This window comes from Prosthecobacter sp. (assembly GCF_044222345.1).
In the GTDB taxonomy this organism is placed as follows: Bacteria; Verrucomicrobiota; Verrucomicrobiia; order Verrucomicrobiales; family Verrucomicrobiaceae; genus Prosthecobacter.
This window is the reverse complement of the sequence record NZ_JBGANL010000008.1, coordinates 94278-114758: the sequence shown is the minus strand read 5'-3', so window position 1 is coordinate 114758 and position 20481 is coordinate 94278. Positions and strand designations below refer to the sequence as shown.

Annotated in this window: 15 protein-coding genes; 3 read left to right on the top strand and 12 right to left on the bottom strand. The window is 60.6% G+C overall.

Annotation, left to right across the window (positions count from 1 at the left end; translation table 11 throughout):
• The first annotated feature begins 12 nt into the window (after nt 1-12).
• The 3 genes from ACILSL_RS06975 to ACILSL_RS06965 are packed head-to-tail and all read left to right on the top strand — an operon-like array spanning nt 13 to nt 3033.
• Nucleotides 13-582, top strand: coding sequence for a hypothetical protein (locus tag ACILSL_RS06975; RefSeq protein ID WP_395731281.1), 570 nt, complete (start codon nt 13-15; stop codon nt 580-582).
• A complete protein-coding gene (locus ACILSL_RS06970) occupies nt 579-1022 on the top strand; it encodes a nuclear transport factor 2 family protein (protein ID WP_395731280.1) in 444 nt (147 codons plus the stop codon). The genes ACILSL_RS06975 and ACILSL_RS06970 overlap by 4 nt, the downstream gene beginning before the upstream one ends.
• A gap of 10 nt (nt 1023-1032) precedes the next feature.
• Nucleotides 1033-3033, top strand: a complete 2001-nt coding sequence (locus ACILSL_RS06965) for an FG-GAP repeat domain-containing protein (RefSeq protein WP_395731279.1) — start codon at nt 1033-1035, stop codon at nt 3031-3033.
• Between the two features lie 157 nt (nt 3034-3190).
• Here ACILSL_RS06965 and ACILSL_RS06960 read toward each other — a convergent pair whose 3' ends face one another.
• The 12 genes from ACILSL_RS06960 to ACILSL_RS06905 all read right to left on the bottom strand — a co-directional run bounded on the left by ACILSL_RS06960 (nt 3191) and on the right by ACILSL_RS06905 (nt 20392).
• Nucleotides 3191-4690 (bottom strand): sulfatase-like hydrolase/transferase, encoded by a 1500-nt coding sequence (locus ACILSL_RS06960; RefSeq protein ID WP_395731278.1) that lies wholly within the window; start codon nt 4688-4690, stop codon nt 3191-3193.
• A gap of 57 nt (nt 4691-4747) precedes the next feature.
• The gene (locus ACILSL_RS06955; protein ID WP_395731277.1) at nt 4748-7072 is read right to left on the bottom strand and encodes a hypothetical protein; all 2325 of its coding nucleotides are present in this window, start codon (nt 7070-7072) and stop codon (nt 4748-4750) included.
• 23 nt (nt 7073-7095) lie between these two features.
• Nucleotides 7096-7965 (bottom strand): hypothetical protein, encoded by an 870-nt coding sequence (locus tag ACILSL_RS06950; RefSeq protein WP_395731276.1) that lies wholly within the window; start codon nt 7963-7965, stop codon nt 7096-7098.
• 6 nt (nt 7966-7971) lie between these two features.
• Nucleotides 7972-8952 carry an alpha/beta fold hydrolase gene (locus ACILSL_RS06945; RefSeq protein WP_395731275.1) on the bottom strand — a complete coding sequence of 327 codons (981 nt, stop codon included), beginning with the start codon at nt 8950-8952 and terminating at the stop codon, nt 7972-7974.
• A gap of 3 nt (nt 8953-8955) precedes the next feature.
• Nucleotides 8956-9708 carry a M14 family metallocarboxypeptidase gene (locus ACILSL_RS06940; RefSeq protein WP_395731274.1) on the bottom strand — a complete coding sequence of 251 codons (753 nt, stop codon included), beginning with the start codon at nt 9706-9708 and terminating at the stop codon, nt 8956-8958.
• A gap of 49 nt (nt 9709-9757) precedes the next feature.
• The gene (locus tag ACILSL_RS06935) at nt 9758-11179 is read right to left on the bottom strand and encodes a sulfatase-like hydrolase/transferase (protein ID WP_395731273.1); all 1422 of its coding nucleotides are present in this window, start codon (nt 11177-11179) and stop codon (nt 9758-9760) included.
• A gap of 83 nt (nt 11180-11262) precedes the next feature.
• On the bottom strand, nt 11263-12648 hold the full coding sequence (locus ACILSL_RS06930) for a neutral/alkaline non-lysosomal ceramidase N-terminal domain-containing protein (protein ID WP_395731272.1): 1386 nt from the start codon (nt 12646-12648) through the stop codon (nt 11263-11265).
• Between the two features lie 100 nt (nt 12649-12748).
• On the bottom strand, nt 12749-17005 hold the full coding sequence (locus ACILSL_RS06925) for a PVC-type heme-binding CxxCH protein (protein ID WP_395731271.1): 4257 nt from the start codon (nt 17003-17005) through the stop codon (nt 12749-12751).
• Nucleotides 17006-17095: 90 nt separating this feature from the next.
• Complete coding sequence (locus ACILSL_RS06920; RefSeq protein WP_395731270.1) at nt 17096-17953, bottom strand: alpha/beta hydrolase; 858 nt, start codon at nt 17951-17953, stop codon at nt 17096-17098.
• Nucleotides 17954-17983: 30 nt separating this feature from the next.
• Nucleotides 17984-18736: a polysaccharide deacetylase family protein gene (locus ACILSL_RS06915; protein WP_395731269.1), complete on the bottom strand. Its 753-nt coding sequence runs from the start codon at nt 18734-18736 to the stop codon at nt 17984-17986.
• A gap of 7 nt (nt 18737-18743) precedes the next feature.
• Nucleotides 18744-19514, bottom strand: coding sequence for a hypothetical protein (locus tag ACILSL_RS06910; RefSeq protein ID WP_395731268.1), 771 nt, complete (start codon nt 19512-19514; stop codon nt 18744-18746).
• 2 nt (nt 19515-19516) lie between these two features.
• A complete protein-coding gene (locus ACILSL_RS06905) occupies nt 19517-20392 on the bottom strand; it encodes an SGNH/GDSL hydrolase family protein (protein WP_395731267.1) in 876 nt (291 codons plus the stop codon).
• Nucleotides 20393-20481: the final 89 nt, after the last annotated feature.

The window sequence follows — 20481 nt, the reverse complement described above, 5'->3', positions numbered from 1 at the left end:
CTTCCCAGCGTCATGCTCCGAGCCCTCCTTTTTGCTTCTGCCGTTCTACTGGTGTCACTTGCTTCCGAGGCAAAGGCGCAGCAGATCATCCTGCTGAAACTGGACGATGTGATCGCGCGGCGTGTGGGGGCGAAGCCGGTGTGGGACAGGTGGCTGAAGGATGTGCAGGCGTCCGGGTTGATCGAGTTCTGGATGCATGGCTATCACATGAAGACGGCGAGCGAGCCGGGGGAGTTTGAGCATGGGACGGCGGGGGAGCAGCGGACGATTTTGGCGAAGGGTGAAAAGCTGGCGAAGGAGAAGCTGGGATTTACGCTGCCAGTGATCAAGAAGTGGTCGCCGGACTGGCTGCTGAGCAAGCATGCCGCGCCGATGTATTTTGAGAACGAGTGGGGGATGACGAAGCCGGAGGACATCACTCAGAACAACTACGATGTGCACTCTCCGGCATGGGCGGTGGGTTTTCAGAAGCTTGCACTTGCGGCGGGAGCCACCTGCCACGTGAAGTATCCGGGTCACCCCACCGAGGGCTATGACGACATCTGGAATTTTATTGTGAAACAACTGACATCCCAACCATGAAAACACTGCTGACCTCCCTCCTCTGCCTGATCTCAATCATCTCGTTTGCCGAAGAAGCGCCGCTGGCTGCGGTGCAGGCCGCGGATGATGCGCGTGTGGCCGCGATGAAAGCGCCTGATCGTGAGAAACTGGGAGCCATCTTTGCGGATGAACTGCGTTACGCCCATTCCTCCGGTGTGGTGGATACCAAGGCATCGTTCATTGAGGTGCTGCTCAAAGGGACGACGAAGTATCTGGCTGTCGATTATGCGGAGAGGAAGTTTACGTTTCCGGCACCGGGGATCGCGCTGATGACTGGGAGCGCGAAGTTCAAGATCGGCACGGAGGCGGGGAACATCGAGCCGACGCTGGCGTTTCTGGCAGTGTGGAGACTGGAGGAGGGGAAGTGGCGCTTCCTGGCCTGGCAGTCGTGCAAGCTGACACCACCACCCGCGAAGTAATCGTTTTTGCATGAAGGCGAAAATCACTCTCGGCATTTTCCTCTTCGCCGCAGGTGTCTTAGCTGTTGAGCCCCATCTGCCGCCGGGCACGAAGGCGCTGGCTTCGGCGGCGAAGAACGGGCGCGGGCCTCTGGCGCTGGTGAACCTGAATCATCATGTGCTGGGGCATGCGAAGGTGTTTGGGGGAAGAGAGGATGATTTGTTTGTGGCGGGTTTCGGCGGGCCGCAGGCGGTGCATTTGTTTCGCTGGGTGGATAGTGCGGAAACGGGCGCGCCGGTGTTTGCGCAACCGGTGGAGGTGCAGTGTGCGTTTAAGGACAAAGGCAGTGTGTTTCAGCGGAAGGATGGCGCAATCGTCGGGCTGTGGATCGACCAGGATGAGGTGGTGACGACGGAGTTTGATCGTGAGAAGGTGGAGCTTCGGGAAACGAAACGCACGAAGCTGCCGGGTGCGGTGAAAGCGCCAGGGAGTCTGGGGGTGCTGTTGAAAGCGGATGGGAGTTATGATCTGGTGTTTGAGATGTCGAATGGTGGCAAGGGGGCGGAGGGGAGTCCGAACACGGAGGAATGGCGGCCATTCAACTCATCGGGCATTGCGATGGGGGAGCTGAGGTATCGCTATCTGATGGGAGTGACGGCGGACGGCAAGGCGAGGCAGATCACGAAGACGCGGAACGAGGTGTATTTCTCGATGCATGGCATCACGGCGATCAACCTGGGAGCCGGCCATGAACGGGATCTGGTGACGGGGTCGCGGCAGGGAAATCTGGTGTATTATCACAACAAGGCGTCGAGGGGTTTTGATCTGGAGAAGAAGCGCTTCATTGCGGGCGAGGATGGGAATGCGCTGCGGCATCCGAGCATCAACCCGAGTGTGTGCGCGTATGGTGATGGCTTGATCGCGTGCGGAGAGGGATCGCTGTATTTTTACCGGTTCACGGGGAAGTTCACTGAAGACGGGGTCCCTGTTTGTCAGGAGCCGGTGTCCGTGCTGCAGGAGAACGCGGATCTTTACGCGGGCACGCTGCCAACGCCCACGACGGTGGATTGGGATGGTGATGGGGTGCTGGACATTCTGGCGGGGAATTCGGAGGGCTTTGTGCTGTTCTTCAAGAACACAGGCAGCAACGACGAGCCGAAGTTTCTGCCGGCGACGCGAGTGAAAGCTGGTGGGCGCGAGATTCAGGTGCAGGCGGGCTATGCCGGCAGCTTGCAGGGATTGCAGGAGGCGCGGTGGGGGTATCTCTCCCCCAACGTGATCGACTGGAACGGGGATGCACTGCCGGACCTGATCACGGGAGACATCACGGGGAACTACCTGATTTATCTGAATCGCGGCAGCAAGACGGAGCCGAAGCTGGATGCGGCGCATCCGATCTATTGCGATGGCGTTGACCTGCACGGCATGTGGCGCTGCCGTCCGGCGCTGGCGAAGATCGGTGAGCGTGTGGCGCTGGCGATCGTGGATGGGGACGATCACTTCCATCTCTACTGGCGCATTGATGACTACAACGTGGAGGATGGCGGAAAGCTGCTGCTGGAGGATGGGAAGCTGATCGGCGCGAGCGGCGGAGTGGGAGGGATGAGCGGGCGCTGCAAGCTGGACTTCTTTGACTGGAACCAGGATGGCAAACTCGATTTTGTGATCGGGACGGGCCGGGTGTGCTGCATTCCTGATCGTGAGACGGGCTACCCAATGGCGGCGCTGGGGCAGAACCCGGTGGTGGGCGGACTGATCGGCAGGCTGGTGGATTCCGCGCTGCCGACCAAGCTGAAGAAGACGCTCGGCACACCGCTGGTGATGCTGAACATGGGAACGAATGCCAAGATGAAGTTCGCGAGGCCGCTGACGTTTCAGGATGAGGAAGGGAAAGTCATTCAGCCCGGTGGCGCGCATGAAACAGGTGCGGTGGGGACGATGCTGGGTGGCAACGGGCCGAATCTGCTGATCTGCAATGAGGCCGGGAGGATGTTTCTGCTGCCGGGGAAAAAGCTGCAAACGAAGCCGTGAGGTTTAGCCATGTTGCGAGGGTGACTGTCCAGCAGCCGCACATGGAATGTGCGGACCACTTCGCGATGGGATGGGTTTGGGCGCGGGTGTTTGCCATGCGCTGATGGACGGGTGGGCTGTCGCCACACCCATCCTACGTTTTGCCTTGGTGCATGCGTTATTTGACGAAGCCGGCTTCGGTGCGTTTGAGCTCGGCTTTCAGGGCGGTGCGGAGCTGGGTGATGCGGGCTGCATGGGAGGCTTCGCCGATGAGGTTTTTGAGTTCTTCGGGGTCGTTTTTCAGGTCGTAAAGTTCTTCGCCGGACTTGCCATCGAGGTAGTGGACGAGCTTGAACTGATCCAGCACGACGGCGCTGTACAAAGGCACGCCCTGATCATTTTTCTGCTCCGCGCCGGTGAGGATGGTCTGGCTGACTTTGGCACCGTATTCGTTGCCCATGTGCTCGTAGTAGCAGGGGTGCGGCCATGCGGTGTCGGGCTTTTCGAGCAGCGGGGTGAGATCGCGGCCATGGGTCTGCCATGGGACTTTGACGCCGGTGATGGAGAGAAAGGTGGCGGCGAGATCGGGGGCGGTGACGGAGGCATTGCAGACTTTGCCGGTGGGGAAGCGGGACGGCATGCTGATGATGAGCGGGGAGCGGTAGTTGGCGTCATACGGTGCGAGCTTGGTACGGAAGCCGTGCTCGCCCATGGAGAAGCCCTGATCAGCGGTGTAGATGATGAGGGTGTTTTCGTACTGGCCTGATTCCTTGAGGGCGGCGATGAGCTGGCCGACGCCTTCATCAATGGCAGGGACGCATTCGTTGACCTGGCGCACCCAGTCATCGAAGCGCCTGCCTTTTTTGCTCTCGCCAAAGGCTTCGCCTCCCTTGCCTGCCATGGGATGGCCGTCGGGGCCTTTGGTCCATGCCTGTTTTTTATCGAGGTAACCGGGTTTGCCTTCGCGGGGCGGGAAGATGTCGGCGGGAACGGGCACGGCGGCGTCCTTGTAGCTGCCTTTGTGACGTTTCGCCGGGATGGACGGGCCGTGGACGCTGCCGTAGCAGACCCAGAGGTACCAGGGCTTTGCTGCATCGCGGTTTTTGCCATGGATGTAATCCAGGGACCACTGGGTGTAGTTGTCAGCAGGATAGCCTTCGATGGTCTGCTCCCTGCCATCGACACTCATGATTTGCGTTTCGTAGTAGGCGCCGGCGTTTTCGGGATGAAGCGGGCGGTTCCAGACGATCTGATGATCCCAGTCGCGGCCCCAGCCGGTGTCAGTGCCGGTGTGCCATTTGCCGATCTGCGCGGTGTGGTAGCCCTGCCTGCGCATTTCGGCAGGGATGAACGGGCACTGCCTGGGATCGTAGGTGCTGCCGGGGTATTGACCTTCCATGGACATGGACTCGATGCCGTGAGGAAAGCGGCCGGTGAGCATGGTGGCACGCGAGGGCATGCACCAGGAACCGAGATAGGCGGCATGGAAGCGCACGCCGTTTTTTGCCAGCGCATCAATGTTCGGCGTCTGCACCCAGGGCCATGAGCCGGGGTAGCAACCCACGGTTTTGGTGGACTGATCGTCCGCGTAGATGAAGAGGATGTTCGGGCGTTTCGCCTCCGCTGCAAAAAGCTGAAACGCGAAAGTGCCGAGCAGGAGAGTGACAAAGGCTTTCATGGTGCGCGGTAAACGTCACGCACCATAGCATTGTAGCCGCAAAGCCACCGAATTTGATCAGGCGGCTGTGCCTTGGGATGGAGGCGGCAGCTTGGCTGCGGGCGGGCGGGCGACTGCCGTGGGAGGCCTCATCATGGGCGGAGCAGGTGGTTTCGCGATGGGTTTCGAAATGGGTGCCGAAGGCGGCCTGGCGAGAGGCTTGGTCGCACCCGTGTAAGAGGGTGGAGGTGGCGGCTTGGCACCGGGCACGACGGGCGGCCTGGCCACATGGGCTACGGGCGGCGCTGCAACCGGTACCGCTGGTGGGACCGCAAGCGGCTGCACTGGTGGCACCGCAGTGGGAATCGCAGGCGGCTTGGCCACGGGCACAGCCGAAGGCCGAATGATGGACGAGAGCACGGAGGACGGAGGCGGCCCGGGCGGCGTCTGCTTTGGCGCATGGATCTTTTGAATCATGTCCCAGAATCTGAGCTCACGCAGCAGCGGGTGTGAGCGCAAGGCTGCGAGCACGTTGTCCTTCGTCGCAGGCGGTTCAGTGGCGAACTGATCGTAGGAGCCTTCGCGCTGGGCGGCGAGCATGCGTCCGAGTGCAGACAAGATGGCAGCTTCGGCTGGGGGAATGTGATGGAAGATGTTTTTCGCCTTGAAGGCGTTGAGCAGTTCCATGGTGAGCTGGCCGGAAACTGGGGCGATGTCATTGCGCAGGAGCAGTGTGTCGCCAGCGGCTTCCCTGACCCGCTCCAGCACGGCAATGAAGCTGCCGCGCATGGCATCACTGGTGACAATGCGCACCCGGCTGCCGCCCCATTCGAACCAGCGGTCCGAGCCGTCGAAGTTGTCATAGGACTTGCGAATGTCGCCTTCGCTGATCGTCACCGGCGGGGCAACCATGAGCTCAATGAGATCGCGTGTACGTTCACCGAGATCGATGGCGCTGGGGGATGCTGTTTCCGCCCTGGCAGCCGCCACGGCCTGCTGGAGCAGTGCGTCAACTTTCTCCGCGAGGCTTGTCCTGGAGACTGCCTGAACGGCGGCAGGGGGAGGCAGAGGTGCAGGCTGCACAGCTGTCGGTACTGGTATGGCTGCGACTGCGGGGGCCTCCACCACGGCAACGGCCACCGGGAGTATTGGGGCGGAGACTGGAAGAGAAGGCACCGGAGGGAGGACAGGCTGCGCAGCGACAGCCGAAACTACTTCGGGGGGCGGCGCAGACTGCGTGGTGCGCAAGGCATAGACTTCGGCGGCTGCGGCCAGGAGATGACGAGGGAAGATAGCGCCACCGGCGGTGAGCCGGGCCACGTCTTCCTCCAGCAGGGGATGAATGGCTGAGGTGATGCCGTCTTTCCGACGCTGCTCGATGAGCGCGGGAGTTTCGAGCCGGCAGTTGAGCAGAAGGCGCTTCTGCTCGTTGGCGATCGGCAGCATGTCGATGACAGGCAGGCGGAAGCCAAGCGGTGCATTCGAATCGGGCACACCGACACGCCCGCGCAGAGCCTGCGAGAGTGCGGCGTCCCAGGCGGCGAAACGTTCCACCACAAGGCCGATCAGCACGACCCAGTTTTCGCTTTGATCAATCAGCGCAAAGAGCAGCCGCTGCATCTCATCAAACTGGGGCTGGGTGACGACGAGGTCGAGCTGGTCGAGCACGAGGACGACGGGCGAGCCAGCCTGCGAGGCCAGCCTGCCAAAAAGCTGGATGACGACCGCCATCTCCGAGCGCGCCAGCGGTTCTGGAACACCGAGGTATTTCAGCTCGTTTTCTGTGAGGTAGGCAGCGCCGGAAAGCCACTGGGCAGCGAGATGCTCCTTGTCATCACGCAGGACATTGAGCAGGCAGCGCAAGACGCTGCGGGGGACCATGGGATGATCGGCCTCCAGGAGCTGCACCGCCTGATGGATCATCTCCTTGCGGGTCTCCAGACTGATCGACGCCCAGGCCTCGTGCAGCTGAGGAAAGGTGAAATCCTGCTCCACGACCGGTTTGAGCAGTGCATAGGCGAGCAGGCGCAGCTGGCTGTAAGGCGCCTCTTTGCCCTCCTTGCTGCGTGCCGGATGACGCAGACTGCCGACGAACCGAGTGAGGATGAAATTTTCCAATGCCTCCGGCTGCAGCGGCGGATTGGGCGCATAGGCATAGAAGATAGAGTCCGCACACTCACGCCGAAGCCGCGCAAAGAGATGCGATTTGCCCGAACCGCCAGCACCCCGCACAAAACGGACCTGGCTGCGGTGCTGAGCCCGCACCTGATCCACCGCAGTGCGCAATGCGCCAAACGGCGCGGAGTGAATGTGAGGCACGTCCAGAAAGGAGGCTGCATTCCACAGATCATTCTCGCCCACACTGGTGGACATGAAGGGATTCAGGTCAGCATAGGAGGGCATGGTCTGGGGAGTGAGTTCAGAATTCAGGAGGAAGTGGAACTGGAAAGCCAGCACCAGGAGTAACCGGGGGGGCCGAGGGACATTGGAACGAGCAGGGCACGTTCATGCTCCGGGAGGTCCTGCGGCCTTTCGCAAGGTTCTAGCAGGAGGTGCCCATTGATGTAAAGCGTCTCAATCAAATTTCGTAAAACCTGACTATCAGCCACCCCTCCGCGCTCTGCAGCCCACGCCTGATAACGGGCGAAGGTCTGGGGGATGGGAATCATGACCGAGGAGGAGCGGATGCGGTCAAGATCATACCAAGCGTGTAGATCGGCCTCTTCAGGAGCGCAGGCGGATTCAACGGGTGGTGCAGACGGTGCCGCGTCCAGCCACGCGATCAGATCATCCAGGCTGGCAGGCGGCGTGCGGACGCTGTTCACCGTGCGGAGGACTTTTTGCAAAGAACGCCGCAGCGGGGCATCCAGGAGAGCGGAAGGCTGCGGTTTGTGCGCATACACCAGCGGTTTGGCCCCCGGGAGGACAAAGGCAGCGCCTGCGGCGACGAGGCTGTCCAGTGCTGCCTCAAAGCAAGGCTGGAGTCCGGGCGGCAGTTTGGCTTTCAACTTCACGACCTGCTGCTCTTTGCCGACGGCATGCAGCCAGTGTTTCAAAAGTGCAGAGGCGGCCGTTTCCAGGCTGTGGGGTGTGAAGAGAGGCTGTGGCTTGCTGCGAGTGCCGGCGGCAATGCTATTGAGTGCGCCTGATGAGGACAATGCTGCCAAGACTGCGGCCACGGCTTTGGGGGTGGCTTCCCGTCCGACCGCTGGCTTCACGAGCTTGACGATCTCCGCTGCTTTCAGCGGAAGTTCGCTACGGCTCAAGGCCTCGCGGATGGCGTGTTCGAGTGTCATGGCAGTTCAGCGGCGAGCGGCGTCCACCTGGCGGTTCAACCAATGCGTCACATCTTTCACCACCTCTTCATGCTGCACATCATGGAGCAGCAGATGGTAGGAGCGTGTGTACCAGAGCAGTTTTTTGTCCCGGCTGCGAATCTGAGCAAACAGGGCCTGGATCTGATCTGCGGAAGAGAGCACATCATTCGGTGATGCGACGAAGAGCACCGGCATTTTCAAACGATGGGCTGATTCAGTGTTTGCATCGAGCATGCCGCCGATCGTTGAGAGCAGGCGCAGCGAGAAGGCGCTGACATGGTGGGGGGTGACCGCCATCTGACCGCCATGAGTCGAGTGCGAAGTGACTTGAATCTTCGATTCATCCACGCCTGCCAGTTCGCCGAGGGTGTAGCGTGAGCGCGGGGTGAGCCTGGCTGCGGTGTCGAGCAGGAACCGCTTGAAGCCGCTCAAAGTCGTGCGCAGCCCGGCCACGGGTGATGCGAGTATGATCCCGTCGGGATCAGACCGATTTCCGAGCAGGTCCGCCGCTGTGTGCAGGGCGATGAGGCTGCCCAGGCTCTCTCCGTACCAAAACACCGGCGTCTTGGGATGCCGGCGTTTCACCAGCGTGTGAAAAGTGGCCAGATCACGCTGCCAGGCGCTCGCTTTCGAAATATCGCCACGCTCCGCGACCACGGGATCATTCCCCTGCCCGCGCAAATCGTACGCATAGACCGCATAACCATGCCGTGGCAGTTGTTCACCCAGATACCAGAAGTCCGACTTTGCACCGCTCAAGCCGTGAATGGTGATCACCACTCCGCGAGGCCTCACTCCGGCAGGTACCGGCCACGATTTCCATGGCATGGTTTTGCCATCGTAGCTCACCCAGTCCTCAGCGCAGAGCACACCGCGACCTGCGGCTATTTTTTTTACCGAAGCACACCCAGACAAGAATGTAATAACCGTGAGTACAAGCAGGCACTGGAGGAGCGTGGTGTTCATTGTTTAATCAAGAACGGCCAGTGCTGACTCGACGAATTTCACCTGCACGCGCACGCGCGTATCGAAATCAAACTCCGAAGGCGATTCAAACGTCAGAGTGATGGGACAGCCGCGCACATGCAGCTCAATGGCTTCCGGCATTCCGGGCAGATGCGTGGGCAGCGTGCGGCGGCGGATCACACCGCGATTTGCGCGCTGACCATCGATGCTCTTGCGCGGATCGGGTGCTATCACACGAGCGCAGCGCTCGATGATTTCATGACCCACCGTTTGTCGTGCGTGATTGAGTTCATAGAGGTAGACGCCCTGCGCGTCGTAATCCTCATGGAGACAGAGCCCAAAGCGCATCGCGCGCCCAGTGATCCACTGCTGCCATGGGCCGCAGATCTCATCTGCCGTATCGTGAAAGCGGCGGTTGATGTCAAAACCGCGATGGTCGAGACGCGTGTTCAGCACAAGGCCCACCGGATTGAGGCAGGGGGCGATCAAGAAGGATCCGCGTTTCAATTCGTGCACGTGCTTCTCGGCCCAGATGAGCAGGCCCCAGGCTGAACCCGCTTCATCGCCGTGCACCCCGGTGGAGAGATAGACGGCGGGTTCGCCGGCCTGTGCCGCAGGTGATTCGAGCACGATCACGGGCATATCACCCACCTTGCACAAGGTCCTGACCCGGCAGCCAGCGGTGCGTGCAAGCACGCGCCAGCGCTGGATGAGATGCCGTGCGTCATGCGCACGATGGTTGGGGAGCAGCTTCACGCTTCTGAGAATGGCGGGGGCAGCAGGTTCGTCATTCTGAATTCGTCGTTCACGCTTTTTTCTTCTTTCCCTTCCCCTGTTTTGCAGGTGGCGCTTCTTTGGTGCGGCCTTCGTTTTTGGCCACCTCTTCAGGCTCTGGGATTCTGCCCTGGTCGTTGGTGCGTTCAATCCACTCACTGAGGACTGAACTCAGGCGCTCACGGGCGGCGCGATGCTCGGGAATGTTTGATTTCGCGAGGTTGTGGATCTCATGAGGATCCTCCTGCAGATCGTAGAGCTCCTCCTCGGGCATGGTGGGCGCAGCCAGCACGGCCTGTGCCGGCGTGAGTTTGCCCTGCGCCGCGATCTCTTTGATCAGATTCCAAACTGGATACTGCTTTTCCTTGTAGGCGTTGTGCTGGAGGAAGGGCCGGTCCGGAGTGAAGTTTCGGATGTAGCGATACCGCGCATCCGCCACGGTGCGGAGGCGAAACACCGTCATGTCGCAGCGATCCCGGGCGCCGAAGACGTATTCGCGGGGTGGCTCCGCATTGGTGCCCATGAACACACGCCCCTGCATGCCCTTTGGTTTTGGAATGCCGGCCCATGCGAGAGACGTGGCGGTCAGATCAATGGACATCAGCAACTGGTCGCTGACTTTCCCTGCCACATAACCTGCGGGGGCAGGAATGCCGGGGGGCCAGCTCAGGATGAGCGGGGTGATCAGGCCCTCTTCGTAGCAGAACTGCTTGGCGCGGACATGGGCGGCACCATGATCGCCCAGGAAACAGATGACGGTGTTTTCCATGAGGCCATCGCGATGGAGGAGTTCCATCACTTTGCCGATTTTCCGGTCCAGCTCGGTGGCGGAGTCGAGGTACTCCGCCATGTCTTTGCGGGTGACTTCGTGATCGGGGTAGTAGGGCGGGATCTCCACCTTGGCCGGGTCTGCATGGGGTGGGGCGCGGAAGGTGCGGTGAGTTTCCGAAAAATTGAGCTGGGCATAAAACGGCTGGTGCTGCTTGAGGTCATCCCATTTGGATGAGTCGAAAGACCTGGAGGGTTCCTGGAAGTTCCAGTCGGTTTTGCCGGTGCCTTTGAAGCCTGCCTCCGGCGGGAGATCTTTGACATTGGCGGTGAAGTAACCGGCCTCGCGCATGCGCTCGCTGATGACTTTTACGCCTGCGGGAAGGGTGAAGCCATCATCGCGATGGGAGCGGTGATTGTGCGCACCGATGGTGGTCTGATACATGCCGGTATTGAAGGCGGAGCGGCTGGCGGAGCAGACGGGGGCGGTGGTGTAGTAGCGGGTGAAGCGCATGCCTTTGGCGGCGAGAGCATCCAGCACTGGAGAGGAGACCTCCTTGGCGCCGTAGCAGCCGAGATGCGGGCCGAAATCCTCGGCGATGAGCCAGAGGATGTTGGGGCGTTTTTCCTCGGCGCGGAGTGTGGCGGCCAGGCAGAGGCTGAAAACAAGGAGAAAACGGATCATGCGCACAGCATGGCCAAGAATGCCGTACCGATGCAAGAAAGTATTTCTAGCGAACGCCGGATCATCCGAGGTCGGGACGAACCTTATCGCATCATTTTTTGTGCCTTGGAGATGATGCGCTCCTCAAGTGTGTCTGCAAACTTGTCCGGATGCAGCGGGTTGGACCAGTACATGAGGGAACGAAACGCTTCATAGCCGCCTTCCAGCAGCACGCGTCTGCTCGGGATGTAGGCGAGGATGTCGTTGCTGTAGCCTGCGACCCACAATGCCCCCGGCCCCTTGAACTCGCGCTTGAGGCGCAACGAATAATCGACACACGTCTCACCGCTAAGCGCCACGAAGGTCAGGTCATGGCCGAAATGCACCACCTGAAGCGGGTAGTCGTAGTGGTCGCGCAATCCGCCATTCTTGATCGCATACAATCGCTTTTCATCCCACTTGCGCTGATAGACCTCGTAGCTTTTTTCATAGCCTTCGCCCGTGCTCAGCCGTTTTTCAATCAGGTCTGCCGTAGGAATGGACTGGTAGTCTAGCCGTGTGGTCTGCCAGTCAATGCGCAGCGGGCCGTGGAGCGGTTTGGGCTTCGCATCCAGCGCCGCCTCAACCGCTGTGGCGAGGCTTTGACCGTGGCGAAGGCTGAAGATGGGACTGAAACGGGGATAGGCGTTTTGATCGCCACCACAGCCCATCATGAACAATGCGATGGTGCCTGGATGCGCCTCCTCGATCAACTGCTGCGCATGACCGGCATAGTCACCGTGCCATTGTTTGATGCTCATCGAGGTATTGTGGCAGGCGTAGCCGAACACGATGGCGCTCAGCTTGCCAGCTGTGGTTTGAACCGTGAGCACGGGCACATCATGATCCACCACGCCCTCGGGATTCGGGCTGTTTAAATAGGGATCGCCTGCCGGCTTCTCGTTTTTCAGCCTGCGGTTCATGGCGAAGCCGCAACGGGCGTGGCCATAACTGATCGTGGCCGGCTCAAGCTGCTGCAGTGACTCGCCGATGATGGCGATGATCCTGTCTCTCAGCCATGCGTTGTAGCGCAGGCAGCGCTCTTTGCGGAGAGGATCGGTAAAGCCCAGGAATTCCAGGTCCGTGTAGCGCAGCTCCGGGCCGCAATGTGTATGTGAGCAGTTCAACAGCAGCGCCTTCTCAGGCAGATTGAACTTGGTCTTTACGGCCTCAGCCACGGCATCCCTGAGCTGAAGCGTCACCTCCACGAGATCGAGAGTGACCATGACGAAGCGCTGCCCCTGCGCGTCCTGGAGTGCCAGCGCTTTTGCGTGCAGCTCCATCGCCGTGCCCTCTGCGGGAACCTCCCGGTTTGCGAAACCGGCGAGATACATCGGCTCTGTGGGTGTGATCACCGTGCTGGCGGCCGCTGCTTTCCATTCCGGCGTCTGTGAAGAAGCCTGGACAAAGGATGCGAAAACGAGGGCAAGGATCGGGAAAACAGGCTTCATGATGGGAATCATACGCATCGAGCCATGCGGATATGCCAAGCCGATGTTTGGAAGGACGGGGATCGCTTCTGACGAAGCCGGGGGGGCCTTGGCGGAACGATTACTCGCGTTTGCTCAGCAGGTACTTGAGCAGCTCCAGGGCCTTGCGCTCGGGGAGGGATTCGAGGAGGCCGGGGGGCATGAGGGAGGCGGGCATTTTCTGGCGGTCTTTGAGGTCGGCTTTGGAGATGATGACGGAGTCGGTGACGGTGCGAGCGGTGATGGCGGTGTCGGTTTCCTGCTCGATGACGCCGGAGATGACGCTGCCGTCTTTCTTGGTGAGCACGTGAAGCTGGAAGTTGTCTCCGACGACGGCGTTGGGATCGATGATGTTTTCGAGGAAGTAGTCGAGGCCGTTGCGCCAAGAGCCTGCGAGGTCGGGGCCGAGCTTGCCGCCAACGCCACCCATGGCGTGGCAGACGGCGCAGACCTGCTTGAAGGTTTCCTCGCCCGACTTGGCGTTGAAGGCCCAGAGGGGCGCGGACTGATAGGCTTTTCTGAATTTGGCGATGCTGGCTTTGGCGGCTTCGCTGGAATCGTTCACTTTGCCCCAGGTGGCGTCGAGGAGGGTGTTGATCTCGGCGTTGTTCAGATTGCGCATCTGGCGAATCTGCAGGGAGCTGAGGTGCTTCTTTTCGAAGGCGCCTGCTTTGACGGCGGTGAGCAGTGGCAGGGCGAGTTCGGCGCGGCTGGTGAGGGTGCCGAGGGCTGCGCTGCGGTCGGTGTCGTTGAGTTTTGTGAAACGGTTTATGAGGGCGCTGGCCGTGGCGGGATCGGTGGAGCGTGAGAGCAGTGGGATGACGGCGCTGGTGAAGTCGGGCTGGTCGAGAAGTTTGGCGAAGATGGGGGTGGCCTCGGTGTCGTTGACGCGTTTGAGGAGATCGAAGGCGGTGCGGCGCTGGGGGAGCGGCTGAGAGGCATCGGCGAGGATGCTGCGCATTTTGGCGAGCACGGCTTTGTCGCCAAAGAGGGCGGAGAGCTGATCGGCGGTGGCTCCGGGGAATTTGGACTGTAGCTGCGGCCAGGCTTTGGGCATGGGGGCAGTGGCTTCGTCCTTCATGCCGAAGGCGAGGATTTTGAGATCGCGCTCGGTTTGGATGGTGGGGATCAGGGCTTCGCGGCCTGCGGAGCTGGTGGCGGCGAACCAGCGGATGGAATCGGCGAGGGATGGCAGAGGTGTTTTGGCGGCGAGTGCGAGGCCACGGGGCCAGTCCTCCGCGATGACGCGACCGAGGCCGAACCAGATCATTTTGGGGAGGAAGCGGTCGTCTTTGTCTTCGCCGTGCATGGCGAGGGCGGAGGCGACGTCCCATGCAGTTTTGGTGTCGAGATTTGGCAGTGCCGACGCGAGAGCGAGGCGGACGGTAGGTGAGGGATCGGTTTGGGCGAGCTTGAGGAGTGTGGCGGGGGTGAGCTTGGGCTTGCCGGGTTCTTCGGTGGCGAGCTGGATGGCCCAGGACCGGATGATGTCGTTCGGATGGATCAAAAACTGCTCGTAACCTGAAGGTTTGTCCAACAACCTGAACGCGTGGGCCGCCATCATCCATCGAAACGCAGACTCTGGTTCGTTCATCATGCCCTGCATGAAGCCAAAATGGTAGAGTTCGAGGCCTGGACCTCCACTTTCAGCGACCCGTTCTTGAAAATGCTTTAACGCAGTCCGAAACCACCATGCGTTTGGGTGTGCCAGCGCATCCAAGAACTTGTCGTCGTCGCGATTACCCCAATCCACCTTCACGGGCTTGTAGGTCTTCTTCCATGAGATGCGGTAGATGCGGCCGTTGGTGCGGTCCCATTTTTCGTCTTCGGGATTGTGGCAATGCTGGGTGTCGGTCCAGTCTATGACATAGACGGCACCGTCGGGGCCGGTCTGGAGATCGACGGGGATGTAGTCGGGGGCGGGGCTGTAGAGGAGATCGTAGCCGGCGTGGAAGGTTTCGTAACCGCTGCCGCTGCGAACCATGTGCTGCTGATTGATCTGATGGCCGTGGAGGTTGTGGGTGAAGAGGTGGTCGCGGTAGATGGCGGGCCAGTTGTCGCCGTTGTAGATCAAGGTGCCGACGTGTGAGTGGCCGCCATAGACGGCGGTGGTGCCGGGCTTGCCTGCACCGCCTTCGCCGCTGTCGTAACGGGCGGAGGCGGGAAGGTAGTTTTGCAGGTCGGGTGCGAAGTCCGGAGCGGTGGCGGAGATGAAGGGGGCGTATTTGCTATTCGCCTGATTCCAGAAGTGGCCGTTGCGGATAGCGTTGGTGGTGCCGCCTTTGCCCCAGAAGCTGCGGCAGTGGGTCATGAAGAAGTGGCCGTTGCTGTTGTAGTCGAGGCCCCATTGGTTGCTGCCGCCGTGACAGAAGATTTCGAAGACGTGGCGCACGGGGTGGTAGCGCCAGACGCCTGCGTTCAAGGTGATGCGCTGGTCATCGGGAGTGCCGGGCTTGCCGATGTGGGACTGGGTAAAGACGCCCTGATTGCCGTAGAGCCAGCCATCGGGGCCCCAGGTGAAGCTGTTGAGGGTTTCGTGGGTGTCTTGGTAGCCCCAGCCGTCGAGGAGGATGTGGACGGCAAAAGGGAATCCGGCGGCCAAAGGAAAGGACGAAAAAGACTCAAAGGACCCAAGGGACGGGGTCTTCGGCACGGCTGGCGATTTTTCATCGGGATGATCATCGTGATCCGCGTCGGGAATGAAGAGCAGATAAGGTGCTGCGCCGATCCAGACGCCGCCGAAGCCGACTTCGATGCCGCTGACGAGGTTGAGGCCTTCGCAGAAGATTTTCTTTGTTTCGAAGGAGCCGTCGCCATCGGTGTCTTCGAAGATGCTGATGCGGTCTTTCCCCTGCCCTTCGGGCTGGCGGTTGGGATAGCTGAAGGCCTCGGCCACCCACATGCGGCCGCGTTCATCGAAGCAGAAGGCGATGGGCTGGCGCACGTCGGGCTCGGCGGCGATGAGCTCGACCTGGAAGCCGTCCTGCAATTTCATACCAGCGACGAGCTTTTGTGCGGCTTCGTTTTTCACCGTCGTGGTTTTGGCGGGATTGGGAAGAAGGTGCCAAAGGACGGGGCTTTCATCGCCGCGCTTGGTGCGGTCTGCGCTGATGCTCAGGGCTGCGGTGGCGAAGGTGGGCTTTTGAGCGTGGAAGACGAAGTCATCGAAGTTCACGTGGCCCCAGCCGGATTTGGACTGATCGACGATGCGGATGAAGATGCGTTTGCCAGCGACGGCCTCCAGATTCACGGCGACGCGCTTCATGTTTTCCTGCTGGGCGGCGCTGCTGCTCTGGATGATTTTGCCGGTGGCTTCTTCGACGATCTCGACGCGTTCGGTGTTTGCATCTGGTGCGGCACCGATGAGGAAGCTGGCCCAGGGATGGGAGGCGACGAAGCTGGTGGAGGTGAGCGTGCCGGTGCCTTTGTCGCCAGTGCGCTCGTAGCCGCCGAGCCAGAATTTGCCGGCGTGCTGGGAGTTGCCGCGTTTGCGGATGGCGACGGTGTCGCCTTCGATGGGTTGCTTGTCCCAAGCGTCGCCTTCGGCTTTCCAGCCGGAGAGGGTGCCGGTTTCGAAGCCGAGGTTGAGCTCGGAGGGTGGTGAGATGGAAGGGACGTCGGCAGTGATGGGATTGCGGGCAGGAGTGCCCGCATCACTTCGGAGCGGCATGGCGGTTTTGCCGAGGTGGGTGAGCTGGATGTTGCGGAACTGCACTTTGGCCGGGCCGGGGCCGCTGTGGAGCTGGAAGGCGATCTTGCCGCTCCACTCGGCGGCCTTGGACTCGTGATCGTCGAGCACGCTCATGAGGACATCGTTCACGCGGATCTCGACGTGGGAGGCGGTGGCGGTGATGTGGTATTTGTTCCAGTCGTTCGCCTTGTTGACGCTGGCGAGGCTCTTGGGCTCGGCGAAGACATCGGCCCAGCGACGTCCATCGGGTGCGATGCTGACGCGTGAGCCGCGCTCGACCAGAAGCGCACGGCCGTGCTCATCGTAGATGCGGCCGAGCCAGACGGCGCCCTGATCGAGATCGGCCTGGTAACCGCTAGCGTGACCGTCTGGGCTCTGCTGGCAGCGGTACTGGATGCCGGAGTTGGCACTGGGGCCGCCGGTGATGCGGAACTCGACGGTGAGATCGAAGTCATGCACCTCGCCGTCCCAGAATATCCATTCGTTGCCTTTGAGCTGCTGGCCGGAGGGAATTTCGCCAGTGATGGCTCCGTCCTCCACACGCCAGTGCTCTGCTTTGCCGGACCAGTGAGATAGCGTTTTGCCGTCGAAAATCGACTCCGCGCAAAGCGGCTGTGTGGCAAGCAGGAGAGCGCAGAGGAGTTTCATGGCGGCTGGAGCAGGGTTGGCAACCCTGCTTATACAACCGCCGGCCTCAGCATGATGCAGACATGATTTTGGCCGAATCGGACGTGAGGGTCACTTTTTCAGCACGCCGGTCACGAAAGTGTCGAGAGCTTTCGTCGCGGGATCATCAGGGAGACCGAGGTCGTTGTTGAGCTTGACGTGGCTGGTGTCCTTGGCTCCGAAGACGCTGGTGGGGATGTCGGCTTCCTTGAGGCTATTGCCCAAGCGGGCGGCCTGGGCGCTGGTGTCTGGATGTGCGGAGACGTGCAGGATGAGGAAGGGCGGGATGCTCTTGCCTTTGGCGATGTGGGTGACGGCGGAGAAGTCGAGGTGCTTCTCGGGAGTACCGCCGAATTTTTCGCGATGGCCGTTCACACGGGGTGGAAGGTGATGCACGCGCAAGCGGGTCTCCGCTGTCTCGATGATGGCGGGGACGTCGTAGGTGTCTCCATCGACGGGAACGCAGCCGATGAGGCAGTCGAAGGCGGCGCCTTCGGCCTTCAGGTAGCGGTCGTCGGTGCAGATGAGCGCTGCAAGTTCGGCACCGGCGGAGTGGCCGCCGACGAGAACGCGTTTGGGGTCGCCACCGTATTCGGCGATGTGTTTTTCCATCCAGCCGAAGGCTTTGGCGACGTCACGCGTGAGCGTGCCCATGTCCACCTCGGGGAGGAGGCGGTAGTTGGTGGAGACAAAGACGAAGCCTTTGTCCATGAACCACTGGGGCTTGAATTTCACATCCGTTTTGTCTCCCTGAGTCCAGCCGCCGCCGTGGATCCAGAAGACGACGGGCAGGTTTTTGGCATTCGCCGGAGAGTAGATGTCGAGCACGTGCCGTGCGTGGCCGTTTTCGACGTAGGGAATGCTGGACTTCACATTCTGGGAGAAAGCCGTGGCGGCAAACGCGAGAGTGGCGAGAAGAGCGAGTTTCATGGCTGGTGATCAATACGCCGCGATTCCATCTTACTTCCGAGCAGGCAGATACTTGGCCAGATCGCGCATGGCGATGACTTTGCAGCCGGACTCCTTGAGGTGCTGCATGTAGGCTTCGAATTTGACGGGGTCGGTGTTTACCCAGGGGTGCTTGATGTCGGGCACGCCGTGGAAGGTCATGACGGCGACCTTGCCGTCTTTGGCCTGAGCAACGGCGGCCTTGAACTGCTCGAGCGTGCTGTCGGGCTTGCCATCAAATGCCTGGGGCATGGTGAGAGGATCGTCTTGGGCGGGATCAAAGGCCTGCGCACCACCTGCCCGTGCGAACTGGTAGCCGCGCTCTCGCAGGAGCTTCACCGCGGCATCGCTGGTCTGGTAGCCGGGGTAACAGAAGCTGACCGGCCTGGGGATGCCGTAGGTGGCGCACTGCTGCTCGATGTACTCCACGTCTGCCGCGAGCTGCTCAGGCTTTTGTTTGGCGACGCCAGCGTGCTTGCGGGTGTGATTGCCGATTTCGAAACCGTCAGTGTCGAGGGCTTTGATCTGCTCCCAGGTCATGTAGTGCTTCTTGTCCACGAGGAACTCGAAGCCTTCGGTGATGAAGAAGGTGGCGCCGAATCCGTGCTTTTTCAGCAGCGGTGCCACGAAGGTGGCGTGACTGGCCACGGAGTCGTCGAAGCTGAGGACGACAAGACGCTCTGCGGCGGGTTCGACGGCGATGGAGCGCCAGGCAAACGTGACGGTGAGAAAGAGGGCGGCGATGGCGATGTGAACGGGCTTCATGGGGGAATCACTTCACTTTCCAAATCTTCACATCGTCGATCCACACGGTACTGGGCACGAGAAAGCTGAACCAGCGTTTCATGGGATGGGCAAAGCCTTCGGAGTAGTGGCTGGCGATTACTTTGCCGTCGATGCTGAGGCGCATTTCGTCGCCTTCCGTGACGAGAAAGAGCTCGTGCCATTCGTGGTCAGCCTTCCAGGGGACGACGACTTGTTTGGTCTTGAGCAGAGCCTCAAGTTCAGCGGGAAGCTTTTCCTTCCGCGCCTGAGCTTCCTCCCGCTTTTTGCGGATTTCCAGATTCATGACACCGGTCTTGTGGTCGATGAGAGTGATGCTGGTCTGGCTGAGGATGCCGTAGCAGAGATGTCCGGCATGGACGCCTTTCAGCTCGCGGTCCACAAAGCCAAGCTGGAGTGACTCGGCGGGATTGAAGCCGGGAAAGCGGAAGCGCACAACGGCACCGCCGTAGGTAAAGCCTGCCTCGTGATGGATGTGGGCGGCGTGCTTTGCCTCCTTGGTGGCGCTGGCGATTTTCAAGATGCCTTCATCAAGATCGGCCATCTTGATCTGCGGCACGCGATCCGCCGTGGCGCTGTTCCAGCCATTGCCGATGGCTTTGGCGAGATTTCCGTCTTCCTCACGCTCGAAGGCGTCATGGAAGATCATCTGGCCTTTTTCGCGCAGCCATGTGGCATCGTTGCGCGTTGTGGCGATGTCGGCGGATTGAAGGGCTGCGAGCGGGGACAGCAGCAGCGTGGCGAAAAGAAATACCTTCATGCTTACTTCTTTGCGCTCGCGCCTTTGGCTTTGTCCGCAGCTTCCCTGGCTTTCTTTTCAGCGGCAGCTTTGGCTTTCGCCTCAGCGGCTTTCTGCGCCGCCATGATGCTGGCGGCTTCGAGCGGCGGCCAGGAGGCTCTGGCTTTGTCGAGTTCGGCAGCATTGAGGCCCAGAGCCTGCAGCAAACCGACGGCCATGAGCTTATTGCCTTCGACATTCATGTGGACGCCATCGCTGGTGAGCACTTTCACGTTGGGCTTGTTCTCGGCCTTGATGCGCTCCTGAAACATTGCGTTCAGGTCTGCCAGCGGGAGATGCTTTTCCTTGGCGAGTTCACGAAGGAAGGCGTTGTAGGGCGCAATGAGGCCGTTCTCCTTGCTGCTGAGATTTTCCTGAATCACGGTGGCTGTCAGCATGACGGGCTTCACACCCGCAGCCTGTGCCTGATCGATGATGGCGGTGATGTTCTTCTTGTAGGTGCCGCGGGTGGAAACCTTGTCATCGTAGGTGCCGGTCTTCGCCATGACCTCATCGAGGGGCACGCCACGCGGGCCGTGCCAGACATCGTTCACGCCGCAGCTCAGCGTCATCCATTGCGGCTTCTTGCTCAGCACATCCTTGTCGAGACGTGCGAGCATCTGATCGGATTTATGCCCGCTGATGCCTGCTGGAACCGCCTCGGCTTTGATGCCATTGGCTTCCAAGCCGGCGATCACCAACCGCACGTAGCCTGCGGGATTGCCCCAGCCGCCTGCGGTGATGGAGTCACCAAGGAAGGCGATTTTTTCACCGTTTTTCACGGCGATTTCGGCTTGGACGAAGTGTGGCACCGCCATGAAGGCGAGCACAGGAAGGAGGTGGCGATAGAGACAGTACATGGTGGTTGAGTGTGGAATGATACAGCAGGCAAACGATGTGCCTGCCGTATCCTTTCTTTCTCAATCGCGGCCATTCAGGCTTCGGAGAG